The sequence below is a fragment of the Salibacterium lacus genome (genome assembly GCF_042684865.1).
Taxonomy (GTDB): domain Bacteria; phylum Bacillota; class Bacilli; order Bacillales; family Marinococcaceae; genus Salibacterium; species Salibacterium lacus.
Genome location: NZ_JBHUML010000002.1, coordinates 608,494 through 623,980, shown reverse-complemented (window position 1 = coordinate 623,980; position 15,487 = coordinate 608,494). Strand labels below are relative to the sequence as shown.

At 46.2% G+C, this 15,487-nt stretch carries 10 protein-coding genes; 9 read left to right on the top strand and 1 reads right to left on the bottom strand.

The window, feature by feature from the left end:
- Nucleotides 1-104: 104 nt before the first annotated feature.
- The 5 genes from metA (at nt 105) to ACFSUB_RS03880 (ending at nt 7,778) form a co-directional block, all read left to right on the top strand.
- Nucleotides 105-1,013, top strand: coding sequence for a homoserine O-acetyltransferase MetA (gene metA, locus ACFSUB_RS03900; protein ID WP_380711874.1), 909 nt, complete (start codon nt 105-107; stop codon nt 1,011-1,013).
- A 93-nt stretch (nt 1,014-1,106) separates the two neighbouring features.
- Nucleotides 1,107-2,324 carry an EAL domain-containing protein gene (locus ACFSUB_RS03895; protein ID WP_380711873.1) on the top strand — a complete coding sequence of 406 codons (1,218 nt, stop codon included), beginning with the start codon at nt 1,107-1,109 and terminating at the stop codon, nt 2,322-2,324.
- Nucleotides 2,325-2,390: 66 nt separating this feature from the next.
- On the top strand, nt 2,391-6,062 hold the full coding sequence (locus ACFSUB_RS03890; RefSeq protein ID WP_380711872.1) for a dynamin family protein: 3,672 nt from the start codon (nt 2,391-2,393) through the stop codon (nt 6,060-6,062).
- Nucleotides 6,063-6,160: 98 nt separating this feature from the next.
- The gene (locus ACFSUB_RS03885; RefSeq protein WP_380711871.1) at nt 6,161-6,499 is read left to right on the top strand and encodes a cyclic-phosphate processing receiver domain-containing protein; all 339 of its coding nucleotides are present in this window, start codon (nt 6,161-6,163) and stop codon (nt 6,497-6,499) included.
- Between the two features lie 409 nt (nt 6,500-6,908).
- Nucleotides 6,909-7,778: a dipeptidase gene (locus ACFSUB_RS03880; protein WP_380711870.1), complete on the top strand. Its 870-nt coding sequence runs from the start codon at nt 6,909-6,911 to the stop codon at nt 7,776-7,778.
- A 407-nt stretch (nt 7,779-8,185) separates the two neighbouring features.
- Here the strand turns inward: ACFSUB_RS03880 and ACFSUB_RS03875 are convergent, their stop codons facing one another.
- Nucleotides 8,186-9,118, bottom strand: a complete 933-nt coding sequence (locus tag ACFSUB_RS03875) for a glycine betaine ABC transporter substrate-binding protein (RefSeq protein ID WP_380711869.1) — start codon at nt 9,116-9,118, stop codon at nt 8,186-8,188.
- 352 nt (nt 9,119-9,470) lie between these two features.
- Between ACFSUB_RS03875 and ACFSUB_RS03870 the strand changes: the two genes are divergently transcribed.
- From ACFSUB_RS03870 to ACFSUB_RS03855, 4 genes are all read left to right on the top strand, one after another.
- Nucleotides 9,471-10,277 (top strand): ABC transporter ATP-binding protein, encoded by an 807-nt coding sequence (locus ACFSUB_RS03870; RefSeq protein ID WP_380711868.1) that lies wholly within the window; start codon nt 9,471-9,473, stop codon nt 10,275-10,277.
- A 165-nt stretch (nt 10,278-10,442) separates the two neighbouring features.
- Complete coding sequence (locus ACFSUB_RS03865; RefSeq protein WP_380711867.1) at nt 10,443-11,354, top strand: chemotaxis protein; 912 nt, start codon at nt 10,443-10,445, stop codon at nt 11,352-11,354.
- A gap of 472 nt (nt 11,355-11,826) precedes the next feature.
- The gene (locus ACFSUB_RS03860; protein WP_380711866.1) at nt 11,827-14,124 is read left to right on the top strand and encodes a DEAD/DEAH box helicase; all 2,298 of its coding nucleotides are present in this window, start codon (nt 11,827-11,829) and stop codon (nt 14,122-14,124) included.
- Nucleotides 14,108-15,352: a ribonuclease H-like domain-containing protein gene (locus ACFSUB_RS03855; RefSeq protein WP_380711865.1), complete on the top strand. Its 1,245-nt coding sequence runs from the start codon at nt 14,108-14,110 to the stop codon at nt 15,350-15,352. The genes ACFSUB_RS03860 and ACFSUB_RS03855 overlap by 17 nt, the downstream gene beginning before the upstream one ends.
- Nucleotides 15,353-15,487: the final 135 nt, after the last annotated feature.

The following is a 15,487-nucleotide window of genomic DNA, read 5'->3' as shown; positions in this document are numbered from 1 at the left end:
GTCGATTGATTCTTTTTCTATTTCATGATATTTTGTAGAATTAAGAAAGTTTATGCAGCAGAAGACGACAGAAATAGAAAAAGAATAAGGAGTAAGAGAGACGTATGCCAATTAAAGTACCCGATCATTTACCGGCAAAAGATATATTAACCCAGGAAAATATTTTCGTGATGAATGAAAGTCGCGCCTATACTCAGGACATCCGCCCTCTTAAAATTCTTATTCTAAATTTGATGCCCTTAAAAGAAACGACTGAAACACAGATTTTACGAATGCTTGGGAATACACCGCTGCAGCTTGATGTTTCCCTGCTTCACCCGGACACCCACCGCTCCAAGAATACACCGCAGGAACACCTGACTTCGTTTTATAAAACGATTGATGAAATCAGCAGCAGCACGTTCGATGGTATGATTATAACCGGAGCACCGGTTGAAAAACTTCCGTTTGAGCAGGTGGACTACTGGGATGAAATGAAAAAAATCCTGGAGTGGAGTAAAACCAATGTAACATCCACACTGCATATCTGCTGGGGAGCTCAGGCAGCCCTGTATTATCACTACGGAGTTCCAAAACATCCGATGGATAAAAAACTGTTCGGCGTTTTCCAGCATCATATAAACAAACCGTATCACAGCCTGATGCGGGGATTTGATGATATATTCAATGCCCCGCACTCCCGTTATACCGAAACGAGAAGAGAAGATGTGGAGCAGGTTCCCGAGCTCGACATTTTGTCTGAATCCGATGAAGCAGGGGTTTATCTGGCCGCTTCCAAGGATGGCAGTCAGATTTTCATTACGGGGCACAGCGAATATGATGCAGAAACGCTTCGGGACGAATTTGAAAGAGATGCACGGCGCGGTATTTCCACTAAGCTGCCCGACAACTATTTCCCGGAAGACAATCATCTGATGCATCCACCGCTGCGCTGGCGTGCTCATTCCAATTTATTGTTTTTAAATTGGTTGAACTACTTTGTGTACCAGCAGACTCCGTATGATTTTGCGTAACTTGTTTCTCCTTTGGTCTGTATAACAGTACGATTATACAGACCTTTCTGTTTTTCAGATTAGCAGATTGTACAAAAAGTAAAGGTGATCAAGATGGATGCACTTGATATTGTAATGAATAAACAGAATGTTATGCCTCACCTGCAGCCCATTATAAGTGCGGACAGGCAGGAAATTACAGGATATGAAGTCCTGGGACGCTATCAGGATGAAGAAGGCATAGTGAGCCTCCGTCCATTTTTTCAGGATAAATCCATCCCGGAAGAATATAGGCGGGAGATAGAAGAACAAATTCATCATCAGGCTCTTACGTATTTTCTGGAAGAGGACCGCAGTGAATTAATTTTTCTGAACATAGATGTAGATTTGATTCTGGCTGACGGCGGTGAGCACTTCTTTGAAAGACTGTCTTCCTACAAAGAACAAGGGTTATCTTTTTCACGGCTCGTCCTTGAGTGCAAAGAACACGAGTTCGAAGGGGATCTCTCCCGGCTGAAGCATTTTATCCAATACGTACAAAGCATGGGAATACGTACAGCTCTTGATGATGTCGGTGGCAGCAGTGCGCCGCTTGAAGAAATCTCCTATCTTAACCCCGATATTGTAAAAGTGGATCTGGGATTTCTTGCTGATCAATCTTTCCCTGAAATGTACAGGGAGGCCCTGCATTCTCTTTCTCTACTGTCCGGAAAAATCGGGGCATCGCTTCTTTTTGAAAATATCAATGAATTCAATCAGCTGCATTTTGCATGGAAACACGGTGCCCGTTATTTTCAAGGTTCCTATCTTGGTCGACCGGCGCCTTCGTTTCTTGATAAAATGACGTTTGCAAAAACGTTGAGAAAGCATTTTAATGATTTTTTATTCTTTGAAAAAAAGAAAATCGAAGCACAGATAGAACTGACGGACACGTTATCCAAACGTCTGAAGCAGGCGGTAAATGATAAACAGAACCCGGAAGATATTGATGAATTAACCCTTCATATCGCTGAGGGGCTGAAAGACCTTTCATTCCGGGTATACCTGTGTAATTATGAAGGGTTCCAGCAGTCAGGGAACGCATTTCTTGATGAAGAAGGAACGTGGCAGTATCAGTTTGAAGAAAAGAACCGGAACTGGAGCTGGCGTCCTTATTTTCTTGAAAATATTGTACGGATGAACATTGAGAAAAAGGGAATTCTTTCAGACCTTTATACAGATATTCATAAGGAGGAACGTATACGCACTTATTCGTATCCAATTAATGAAAATTTGTATGTGTTTGTTGATATCCCCTATTCCTACCTCTTTGAAAAAGATTTTTTACTGTGAAACCGGCCGGCAGCACAAGCCGGTTTTTCTATTGGCAGCACGCAGACAGAAGGAGGGATGCCATCGATGGCCCGAAAAGAAAAGTGGATGGGAAAAAAGGAACGCATGGACTATTTTGATCATTATCAATTTCCAAAAGACGTCTTAGACAGCCTGCTTTTTAAACTGCAGCATGACCCGCTTATTCAGCACATGCCGGGATTGGAACAGCAGGCAGCGTCGACTGCGGAAAAGCTCTCCGATACCTTTTTGACGATTGCTTGCTGCGGCCATTTTTCCGCCGGCAAATCCACGCTTCTTAACCAAATCATGGATTCGGATATTCTGCCTTCCCACCCTGTGCCGACGAGTGCCAATATCGTTCACCTTAAGTACAGCATCAAAACGTTCTATCAATATCGCGATGCAGAGACAGGGCAGTGGAACGAGATCCCGTCCGGTGAAGATCTTCGCCCTTGGTTTCTTTCCGGTCATGTGGAAGAATTGTCCATTCAATCACCGGATATCCACCTCCCCGGGCATGTCAAAATCATGGACACGCCCGGTATGGATTCCACAGATCCACTGCATCGCAGGAAAGCCCTCTCCTCGTTTACGCAGGCTGATATCGTCTGCTGTGTTACCGATTATCAACAGGTGGAATCCGCCGGCAACGAGGGTCTTTTAAAAGAAATCAATGAACGCGGCATATCTCCCAGATTGATTGTGAACCAAGTGGATAAGCATGATGAGCAGGAACAGTCATTTGAAACGTTTCATCAAAACATTATGGATTCGTGGAGAAGGCGCCGGGTTTACGTGTCAGACGTGTATTACGTTTCCGCCAAATTTCCCGATGCTTCACCCGGGGAATGGGCTTCCCTCTGCCGGCTTTTTCATCTTGGTAAGGAAGAAGCCGGATATTTGATGAACCAGCACGCTGCCCTTGAAACATACCGCATCGTGGAAGAGGCAGTCCGTTATCACACATCAAAAGAAACCTCGTATCAGGAAAACGAGAGAGCCAAGCACAGCGCACGTGAAATCGACCAGGTGATAACAGACTTGGATACCCGTATTCAATCGGTGCCTTTCTGGGACCGGCAGTTTGAATATTATGTCATGAAGATGGTGGATCGTCTCTTCGAAAATGCCAAAATCACTCCTTATCATACAAGAAATGCAGCAGAAGAATATCTTATTTCTCTTAAGGAAACTTCTATTTGGAAAAAATGGCTGCAGCCAAAACGGGGGGATGCGGCACTCGAAGAAACCAAAAAACGGCTGCTCGATAATCTCCGGGAAAACGTACAGAACTATATTGACATTCCGCTTCAGCAGAACATGCGGCAGATTATGCAGTATTACAATCTGCAAGAGCAGGAGCATAAAAAAACGCTGTTTTCTTTGTACCGGGAGCCGGATGAAGCATTAATCACCGAAGCCCAGCGCAGCGGCTCCCGGCACGGGGAAAACTACAGCGCCGTATTCTCCCGGAACCTTGCGGAGCAGCTGCGCAAAAATTATAAAGCACTGCTGCGGGAATGGATGCCTGAGTGGAAACGCGCGCTTGGTATCATCCAGAAAACAGAAACAGAACGACTTCAAAAAGAATACAGGCTTTGGCTTGAAGCCCGGGAAATACGCGCTCGAATGGATCAAAAGCTATCATGGCTTGAAGGCACGGCTGATTATTACCTGAAACGGCTGGAAAATAGTGCCGTGCCTCGGGTGGATGCTTCTTTTGATACATCTAAGAAGGAAGTCGGCCGTCCTGTTTCAATAGTTTACGACACGCCATCCATCAGCATCGGAACGCTGTACCCGCCTGTTTCGGGTGGTGCCGGTTTTTCATGCCGGCAGTCAACCCTTGGATCAGCACGTCTGGCTGATCAGGCCGTTTCTCTTATACAGGACATGCCGCAGATGAAGCAGCGGATGGATTCTCTGCAGAAAAAAGCAGAACGGATGCGGGAAAAAACCTGGCGGGTTTCTCTCTTTGGAAGTTTCAGTGCGGGGAAATCTACACTTGCCAATGCGATTTTGGGCGAGCCGGTGCTGGGTGCTGCTGCGAGTCCGACGACAGCCTGTGTGCAGCGGATACAATCCCCTGACCTTGAACATCCTCATCGAAGTGTTGAACTCTTCTACAAGTCAGAGGCAGGAATCACTGACGACATGAACGATATCCTGAGTGGGGCTGGATATGAACTGCAAACATTCCGGGACTGGCCGGAGCAAAAAGAAGATATGAAAAACAGCCGGCTTCTGCCTGAGGAGAAGGAGAAAGAAACAAAAGAGGACACATTGGAAACCTCTGCTGTACTGGACCTTTTACATCCCGATGAAATCAATCTGCTCGACATGTATTATCAGACAGCTTCGACGAACAAAAGCTGGCTGGGGCGGCATCAGATAACGAATGAAAAAACATACAAGGACAGGATTGGCCGCCAGGAAGAACTACTGCTCATCGATACAGCTGTGATATATTTCGACTGCGCATTTACCCGCTCCGGATACATATTGACAGACACTCCGGGCATTGGATCGGTTTACAGACGACATGCAGAGACCGCATTTCGTGAACTGAAAGAAGCCGATACCCTCCTTTATGTCAGCTATTATAACCATGCTTTTTCTAAGGCGGATCAGGAATTTTTAAAACAGATCGGCCGGACGAAAGAATATTTCTCTTATGATAAAATGTTTTTTCTTGTTAACGCAGCGGATCTTGCTTCTTCTGAAAGGGAATTACAGGACGTGCTGAGTTATTCGGCCAATCAGCTCAAGCGGATGGGAATTGCTTCTCCGTGGGTCTACCCGGTTTCGGCAGGGAAAGCCCTCCGGGGAGAAGCGCGGACATCCGGCCTGCCGAACTTTCTCGACTTGTTCCATGCTTTCACGGAAGAACATCTGCAGCAAACACTGCAGAATGAGCTGTACCGGGAAATAGAATCTGCTGTCGGAGCACTGAGAAATCAACAGCTTTTTCTCCAGCAGAAAGAGAACGAGAAGGAGCTCGAAAAGGAAAAGGTGAAGCAGAAAAAAACAGCCTTTCAAACATGGATCCAGCAGTATGATATATCCATTGACAGGAAAGAAGTGGAGCAGGAACTGGATGAATTGATGTTTTACGTCAAACAGCGTGTGTTTTACCGGTATTTTGATGAGTATAAAGAACTATTGAATGCAGGCCGTTTTCAAAAAGAAAATTTCTCTTCGCAGCTGCACCGGTATGTCAACGAGCTCATCACTTTATTGTTTCATTTGTTTGCTGAAGAAGTACGTGCGACGATGATACGGATGGAATATTTCCTGAACCGAAAATGGAAGAGTCTCCAGGAAGACGCTGCCCGCGCATTTCCCGAAGAACTTGCAGAAGCCTTTGTAGAAAAAGACAGAAAGCAGCAGATACCGGAAGCAGATGTTCACTCTTTTCCTCCAGAAGCCGTGAAGAATCTACCATTTATACAAAAATACCGTTCCTATCGTGATTTTTTCACGCAGGGAGAATACAAACAGCTTAAGGATGAACTGGAACAGGTGCTGCGTCCCCACGGAGATGACTATATAAAAAAATACCAGGATGAACTGAAAAAGCGGTATGCAGAGTGGATGACAGCGGAATGGGAAGAAGTGTTGAAATGGTATGAAAGATTGGCAGATGATCTTTACGAGTCGTTCTACGAAAGGCAGGACGCCAAAATGCAAAAACAGCTGACAGCAGCCGTGGAAGGTCTCCAGAAATTGTTATAGTGTTGTTGGATTTATGTCGGAATTTTGATAGGATAGAATAAGAAGGTATCACTATCGATCAGTTCCCAAGGTTATCAAGGCAGTAAAGGATGATTAGAATGGAACGACGAAATATTTTCCTTGACGATGTGAGACCTGGACCTGAAGATCATATTCTTGTTAAAACAGCAGAAGAATGTATATTGCTGCTTGAAGATGACCAGCATGTTTCTCATCTGTCACTTGATCATGATCTTGGCAGTAAGAAAAGTAATGGATTTGAAGTTGTATTATACCTGCTGGAAAATAATCAATACCCGGATCGAATTACAATACATTCAGCGAATGCTGCCGCTGGGAAAAAAATGTACCAGCACTTACTCGAAGGAAAAAGAAAAGGAAACATACCTGAAAGGGTAAAAGTAACATTAAGACCACTGCCGTTGACATTTTCATAAAAAGCAGAAAGGCTGTCTGCGCTGCAGGCGGCTTTTTTATTCCGGCTGCACGGAAGGGGGGATAAAAGATGGTACGTATGAACATGACAGACCGAGCAGAGTATGCTGCAGCAAAGTTCCATATACCGGCTGCTCTGAGAATTGAGGCAGCGTGGTCCGGCTCGTGAGCTGGGGACGTAGATGTACGTCTGGTTCTGGAAGAACCAACTCAAAATGACACAGCAGCACCGGTCTATGCTTTTACGGATGAAACGTCTTTGTTTCATCTTAAACCCGAGCCCTCTCTCGATTATCATCCAACACTCGGCTGGATGGTGAAAAATAAGAACGAAATGGTGGCAGCAGGCCTGAAAATGATAAGAAAGGTTTAAGTACTCCCTGCATACCATGACAAAAAAGGATTCGATAGATGATGTTTACTGCAGACGCACATTGTGATGTGCTTTGGAAAGCAGCGGAGAATACTGCTTCTGTTGTCAACGCAGGCACTCTTCGTCAAGGGGGAGTGAATCTCCAGAATGCGGCTCTTTTTGTTCCTCCTTCTCTGCCGCAGAACAGACAATATGCTCTGTTGAATAAAGAACTCCGGATTTTTCAGGAAATGACGCAGTCGGTACAGAACCCGAATGAGCAGCATCCGGATTATATGCTGTCTCTGGAAGGAGCCTCCCTTATTGAAGACGATCTGAAAGAATGGGCCAGATTGAAAGAAGCCGGTCTGGAGATGGCCGGCTTGACCTGGAATGAAAGAAATCAGCTTGCAGCCGGCAGCGAGCAGTCGAATCAATTCGGATTAACGGAAAAGGGGAAAAACATCATTGAATGGATGAATCACCACTCCATTGTACTGGATGCGGCCCACCTCAATGAACAGAGTTTCTGGCAGGCTCTCGAATATGCCGGTAAAACAGCAGTCAGCCATACGAATGTCAGATCGCTACACGATCACCCCCGCAATCTGACGGATGAGCAGGTCCGTGCCCTTGTACATCGGGAAGGATTTATCGGTCTTACGTTTTATCCGTTTTTCATAAATGGTACAGACCAGGCGGATTTTTCGGATATTGGAAGGCAGGTGGAACATCTTTGCAGTTTAGGGGCAGCCTCTATTACCGGTTTTGGTTCTGACTTTGACGGTATTGCCAACACGGCGACCGGCATGGAATCTCCAGCTGGGTTTCCTGATCTGCTGGAATGGCTGCTCCAGCGCTTTCATGAGGACACGGTAAAAGGGATAGCAGGAGCTAATTTTCACCGCTTCCGGCACCGGCATTTTTAATAGGCGTCGTTCTTTTCAAACAGGCACGTTTCCTCTACAATGGGGAACAAGAAAGAGGTGAGTACACATGGAAATTTCAGATCAAGCAAAACAATTTCTCGAAGGTGTTATGGAAGAACATGACATGAATGCGATTCGTGTCGTATTCTCCGGTATGGGCTGAAGCGGACCGAATATAGGTCTGGCTCTGGATGAGCCGGCAGAAGACGACGAAAAAAGAGAGATTAATGGTATCCAGGTAGCAATTGAACAGCAGATTCTTCCGCACGTGGAGGGGGTTACCCTCGATATTGAATCGTCGGAAGACGGGGAGCCCGGACTCGTCATGAGCGGCGCTCCAGACAGCGACTGCTGTTAATCAATAAAAACGGCCCCGGCGGAGTATTTGCACCGCCGGGGCCGTATTATTATTCTTCTACCCATTCGTTCACGAGATCCTGGTTATTCTCCACCCAATTTTCGGCGCCGTCAAGCGGTTTTTCCGCCTCATTTACCGCCGTCATCAATGTACCTATATCCTCATCGTTCATTTTCCAGTTTTTAAACCATTGATCCAGTTTTGGATAATCTTTTGCAAACCCTTGTCTGGTCGCATGATAAATCTGTTCGGATTCGCCATACATGTTCTTTGGATCCTCGAGGAATTTCAGATCATGCTGGGAAAAAACCCGGTGAGGCTTCCACAGTGGAGCAACGATAGGTTCTTCGCTGGAAATGGCCTGATTGATTTCTTCCAGCATGGCAGGCTCTGAACTTGGGAACAGTTCAAGGTCCAGGTTATATTCGTTAATCATTTCTTCTGTCACTTCCATTGTACCGGCACCCGGGTCAAAACCAACAATCTCACCCTCGAATTTTTCCACATTTGCATTAAGATCTTCGATACTGTTTATGTCTTCCATGTATTCTGGAACGACGAGACCAACTTTGGCGTTATCATACCAGGACACGTCAGCAAAGTTAATTTGATCGTCGTATTCTTCCACGTAATTTTGATCCTGAACAGGAAGCCATACTTCAAGACTGATATCAAGACTTCCCTCAGCCACGCTTTTCATGGTTGTTCCCATATCCAGATTATTAAATTTCACGTCGTATCCTCTGTCTTCCAGAATAACTTTCCACATATTTGTCACGGCTATGTTCTCAGCCCAGTTGATCTGGCCCATCTGCAGGGTTTCGCTGCTGCTGTCCGCTTCCGATCCCGATTGACCGTTTGCATTTTCACTCTCATTTTCATTTGTATTTTCATTTTCACCGCTTGAACTATCACTGCCACAGGCAGCCAGTCCAGTCAGCATCAGTGCAGCTGTTACAGATTGCATAGTACGTTTCCACATATTTATGGATCCTCCTTCAATTTAGTGATGTACATAGTGCAGCAAAATACAATGGTTGACGGTGTGACGTCTAAACAATCACCCGGAAATGATAATCTTAACACATATGTTAACATTTCACCCTTTCCTTTTGTTAAGATTGTTAGATTAATTAAATATTTTTTTAACACTTTTAATTTAACACGATTTCAATAAAAGTCAAATATATGTACAAGGGAAATAGATTCTCAGTTCCTTCATGATAGAGTATAGAAAAATTTAAATTCTTTATTCACAGAGGGTTGTTCTGTAAATCAACACTTGAATTTGTTACGCTTAGAAAAAAATCAGCAACCAATAAGGCAGGGATACTATGAATGATTCTTCACCGCTTCTAACCTTCGACCACGTCGATGTCACCTCCGGAGGCAAATCAAGGCTCAAGAACATCACTTTTGAAATGAACAAAGGAGAACAATGGGGACTGCTGGGACTGAATGGTTCCGGTAAAACAACACTTCTGCAGATTATCGCAGGTTACGTGTGGCCGACATCCGGAACGGTGACAAGCTGGAAAGGGCAGTACGGCAGAATAAATATTCCAACATTACGCCGTGAAATCGGCTGGGTCAGCGACGCACTGGATGATCGTTACCGGACCCGTGCAAGCGACAGCGCGCTTGATGTCGTGCTGAGCGGTCTTTATGCTTCGGTCGGTCTTTTTGAAAAAACAACCGAGGAAGATAGGGAAAAAGCAGTTTCCTGGATGTCTTTTTTCGGAATCAAAGGTTTGCAGCAACGAACATTTTCCAGCCTGTCACAAGGTGAAAAACGAAGAACGATGCTTGCCAGAGCATGGATGGCCGAACCAAAATTGTTACTGCTTGATGAACCCTGTACAGGACTCGATGTCAAAGGGCGGGAAGAGTTTTTATCCTCTGTTGAGGCCCTCATGTCCCTTGAAGACGCTCCGGCCCTTTTATATGTCACTCACCATATAGAGGAAATACCCGCTTCAGTGGACAACATCATATTATTGAAAAATGCTGAAATCGTTCAAAAAGGGGAGAAAAAAACGGTGTTGAATGACAGCAATATCAAAAACACCTTTGAAGTGAACGGCAGAGTGCATTGGGAAGAAGAGCGCCCCTGGCTTCTCGTAAGAAACCAGTTCTCTTAACAATCAACATAGAATCCAGCGCTTGAACACCTTTTCGAGACCGAAAAATCAGTAGTAAAGTTCTATTTTACCGAAAAAAATTAAAATATATCTTGCGGTTCGCTGTCAATCCGGTAAAATAGAGACAAAAGTACTAATGCTGTATGAACAGTTGGGGGTAAAAGCATGGCACTTACAAATCAAACGGATATTCTGCTCGAAAGCGGTACAAATGAGCTGGAAATTGTAATGTTCAACGTAGGAAGCGGTATGTTCGGAATTAATGTTTTAAAGGTAAGAGAGATTATACAGCCGGTGGAAGTAACGGAAACGCCGAACCGTCACGCACACCTCGAGGGGGTGGCAAGGCTTAGAGATGAGGTCATTCCAGTGGTGGACCTGGCCAAAGTGCTCGGGTATCCCCCGTCGGAAGATCCTGAAAATGATAAATTCATTATTTCAGAGCTGAACCAGCTGAAAGTAGCGTTTCACGTGCATTCTGTCTCCAGGATTCACCGGATTTCCTGGGAACAGATTGAAAAGCCGGGGGAACTGTCCCAAGGCCACGACGCCAATACAATCGGCATCGTAAAAATGGAGGAAAACATATCTCTGCTGCTGGACTACGAGAAGATTGTAATGGATATTGCACCGGAATCCGGGATCAGTATGCCTAAGGCGAAAAGCATTCAATATAAAGACCGGACCCGGAAGCAGCTGATGATTGTGGAAGATTCCCCGATACTCAGGCAGATGCTTGAAGATGTTCTGGAAGAGTCCGGTTACGTGAATTCCCATGTCTATGAAGACGGCAAAGAAGCCTGGGACTTTATTGAATCGATGGAGGAAAACACACAAGGCCTTCCGGATCTTATTATTACAGATCTTGAAATGCCCAAAATGGACGGGCATCATTTGACACACAAGATTAAAAATCATCCGGCTCTAAAACAGCTCCCTGTCGTCATTTTCTCCTCTCTGATCACAGATGACCTTTACCACAAAGGAGAAAAAGTAGGGGCAGATGCCCAGATCAGCAAACCGGAAATTGTAAATCTGGTGGACCATATCGACTCCATGATTTTGAATGAAGAGTAGACTAATTGTTATTAAAATGTCCTGCAGTATACTACTGCAGGACATTTTAATGCGCTGTACTTATGAATTATCGATGTGTTAGAAAATTTCTGAAAAAGAAGTTGACTGTTTTATAACAACTTTGTATAATGAGAAGTACACTATAACAATTTAAAAGATGGAGGCGTGATGAGCGTGATGCAACTGATGGAGAGAAGGATGAAACAGCAGGAAGAAAAAGTTCAGGAAGAGGAAGAAACCGTTCTCGAGATGATCAACGACTATCACACCCTTAGATAAAACCAGGATATAATCTTCTACTCTTTTACAATAACGGGATGCCGTTATTGTTTTTTTTTTTACTAACTGTACTAATACAGAACAAATAACTTGAAGAAGGACAGTATTTATATAAAGATTCATTTATCGGTGTCGATGCGTTGGAAATCAAACGTATATTCGGTATAATGAAACTATAGAGGTGAACGAATGAATGCAGAAGCAGAACCTTCAACAAGTAATGAACTGGATGAAAAACGACCCGGAGATCAGCAGCCGGATCGAATACTGGCATACGATAGAAGAAAAGCCGCCCAGAACGTCGCCGTTTCCGGATACACTGGATAACAGACTGAAACAGGCGCTGATGCAGCGCGGTATATCAGAGATGTATATTCATCAGGCGGAGGCGCTGCAAAAAAGCGGTTCGGAAGGCCGGAATACCGTGGCGGTTACTCCCACCGCTTCCGGCAAAACGCTCTGCTACAACCTTCCTGTGCTGCAGTCCATTCTTCAGGACAAAGAGAGCCGGGCGTTGTATTTATTCCCGACAAAAGCACTTGCCCAGGACCAGAAGAGTGAGATGAATGAATTGATCGCGGACATGGGGGAGGATATCAGAAGCTATACGTATGACGGGGACACCGATGCGGGCATCAGACAGGTGATCCGCAAAGCGGGGCACGTGGTTATGACAAACCCGGATATGCTTCACTCGGCAGTACTTCCGCATCATACAAAATGGGTATCTCTCTTTGAAAATCTGAAATATATCGTCATTGACGAAATTCATACGTACCGGGGTGTGTTCGGAAGTCACACTGCCAATGTGATCCGCCGTCTGAAACGAATCGCGGAATATTACGGAAGTTCCCCGGTGTTTATCTGTACTTCCGCTACCATTGCCAATCCTCGTGAACTGGCGGAATCGTTAACCGGCAGCCCGTTTCACTTAATTGATGAAAACGGGGCCCCCCGCGGCAGAAAACATTTTGTGTTCTACAACCCTCCGGTTGTTCATGAAGCACTGAATATCAGAAAAGGGGCGGTATCGGAAGTCAATGCTCTTGCTTCCCGCTTTCTAAAAGAGAACATTCAGACGATTGTGTTTGCACGAAGCAGGGTTACGGTGGAAGTGATTTTAACTCATCTCCAGGAGCTCGTAAAAAAGGAACTTGGTCCCAAAACGATACAAGGCTACCGCGGCGGCTATCTTCCAAAACAGCGCCGGGAAATCGAACATGGTCTCCGTACCGGCGATGTCATGGGAGTTGTGAGTACAAACGCCCTCGAACTCGGGGTCGATATCGGCCAGCTGCAGGTCTGCCTCATGACGGGGTACCCCGGGTCGGTTGCAAGTGCCTGGCAGCAGGCCGGGCGTGCCGGGAGAAGACAGGACGAGTCTTTAATTGTAATGGTTGCAAATTCTACGCCGGTCGATCAGTATATGATCCAGCAGCCGTCTTTCTTTCTGGAACAGAATCCGGAGTCAGCGCGGATTGATCCGGACAACCTGATCATTCTCGTCGATCATGTGAAATGTGCGGCCTTTGAACTGCCGTTTCAGGAAGGAGAAACATTCGACGGCGTTGACATACAGGAGGTGCTTGATTACCTGTCCGAAGAACAGGTGCTTCACCAGAGGGGACATAAATGGTACTGGATGAATGATGCCTTTCCGGCTCACGGTGTCAGCCTCCGTTCCGCTTCCCAGGAAAATGTTGTCATTATTGACCAGACACAAACCGGATCGGCCAAAGTGATAGGTGAAATGGACCGGTTCAGCGCGATGACACTTCTTCATGATAACGCCGTCTACCTGCATCAGGGTATTCAGTACCAGGTCCGGGAGCTCGACTGGGAGGAAAAGAAGGCCTACGTGGAAGAGGTGGAGGTGGAATACTACACCGACGCCAACCTTGCCGTTGATCTGAAAGTGCTGGAAGAAGACAGAAAATCTGAACACCCGTCTTTCACGACAGCCTTTGGTGATGTCATGGTCAACGCGAAAGCCACGGTTTTCAAAAAAATAAAAATGACGACGTTTGAAAACGTCGGGTCCGGTCCGATTCATCTTCCGGAAGAAGAACTGCACACCAACGCATGCTGGATCAGTTTTCCCGAAGAGACAGTAAAGGAGTTTGGGAGGAATTCTCTTGAACAGGCCTTGATAGGATGCGCCAACGTACTCCGTCATACTGCACCTATCCACGTAATGTGCGACCGCAGTGACCTCCACGTTGTGCCGCAGATGAAAGCGACCCATTCTGAACGTCCCACTATCTTTTTATATGACAGGTATCCCGGCGGGGTCGGCTTGTCTTCGGCTGTCCACAAAGATATTAAAAACATTCTGAACGACTGCAGAAAGCTGATCCGCTCCTGCCCGTGCACTTCCGGATGCCCGTCCTGTGTTGGTTCTGATCTGAACCTTGATGAAGAAGCCAAGAGGCTGTCGCTGCGCCTGATCCGTATCTTAGAGGAGGAACAGCAGATTGAAGCTGAAGCATAAGCTGAACCGGATGAAACATCATATGAGTCATGACGGGACAGAGACACCGGCAGAACCTGAACAGGAAAAGCAGCAGCCGAAATATCAGCAGGACATTCCGTTTCAAACGGAATGGGAAAACATGAACGCTGTCCCGCTGTATCTTGATGACCAGTATGTACTGCGGCGTGAGGAGCAGTACAGCCTTGATGACCGGCACGGCAGCCGCCGTCTCGGTGACATTTTTCAGGTGTTCGACCGGTGGGCCCAGGAAACAGCGGATCATCCTCTGAAGCCGGAAGGGCGCCGGCCTCAGGATCTTCTTTTTTTTGACACCGAAACGACGGGGCTCAACAGCGGTGCCGGGAATATGATATATCTGCTCGGCGGCGCATGGCTTTCAGAGGACCGCGTGCATGTGACGCAGTATTTTCTGCCCGGGCCGGAATCAGAAGCCGCCTTTTACTATCACTTTTTAACAGAGATGGAACATTCCATTCACCATCTCGCTACCTATAATGGAAAGGCCTTCGACTGGCCGCAGGTGAAAACCAGGCATACATTCGTCCGCCATGAAGTACCGAAGCTGCCTGAGTTTGGACATTTTGACCTGCTTCACGCAGCGCGCCGCCTGTTTAAGCGTGTACTCCCGTCCTGCCGCCTGTCTGTGGTGGAAGAAGAGATCCTCGGTCTCCACCGGGAAAATGACACCCCGGGCTACCTTGCTCCGATGCTGTACTTCGATTATTTAAAGGAACAGGATCCTGCCTTTATTGAAGGGGTGATCGGACACAATGAGCAGGATGTGCTCTCTCTCATTTCACTCTATATCGAACTGTCTGAACGTGTCCTCGAAGGAGGGACGACCCCGGAGGAAACATATGAAATCGGACGCTGGTTTGAACAGATGAAAGAATGGAGCAAAGCATCCTGGTGTTACCAAAAAGCCATCCGTACGTCAACTGAGTGGGATGCCGGCTATGCGTATGCTCTTGCTCTTGTTCTGAAAAAACAGAAACAGACGGCTGATGCTCTGCCATACCTGGAAAACGTATGGAAGCACCGGGGCAGACATGCTGCCGATGCAGCGGTGGAACTGGCCAAATATATGGAACACGAGTATAAAGATGCAGAGAAAGCTCTTTATTTTACGGAGGAGGCGTTCACTCTTGCCAAAAACACAGAGCTTCGGGATGATCTGGAGAAACGAAGAAAACGTCTCACCGGGAAAATACGTCCGGGGAAATGATTCATTTGATTATTTCCCGGGCAAGCGCATAAACCTCTGTCATCCGTGCTGAATCCGCATTTTTGGACAATGCGGCTTACTCTTTACTCCGTCCACGATGAAAGGTATTGTCGAAAAAGAAAACATTCCGCCGGG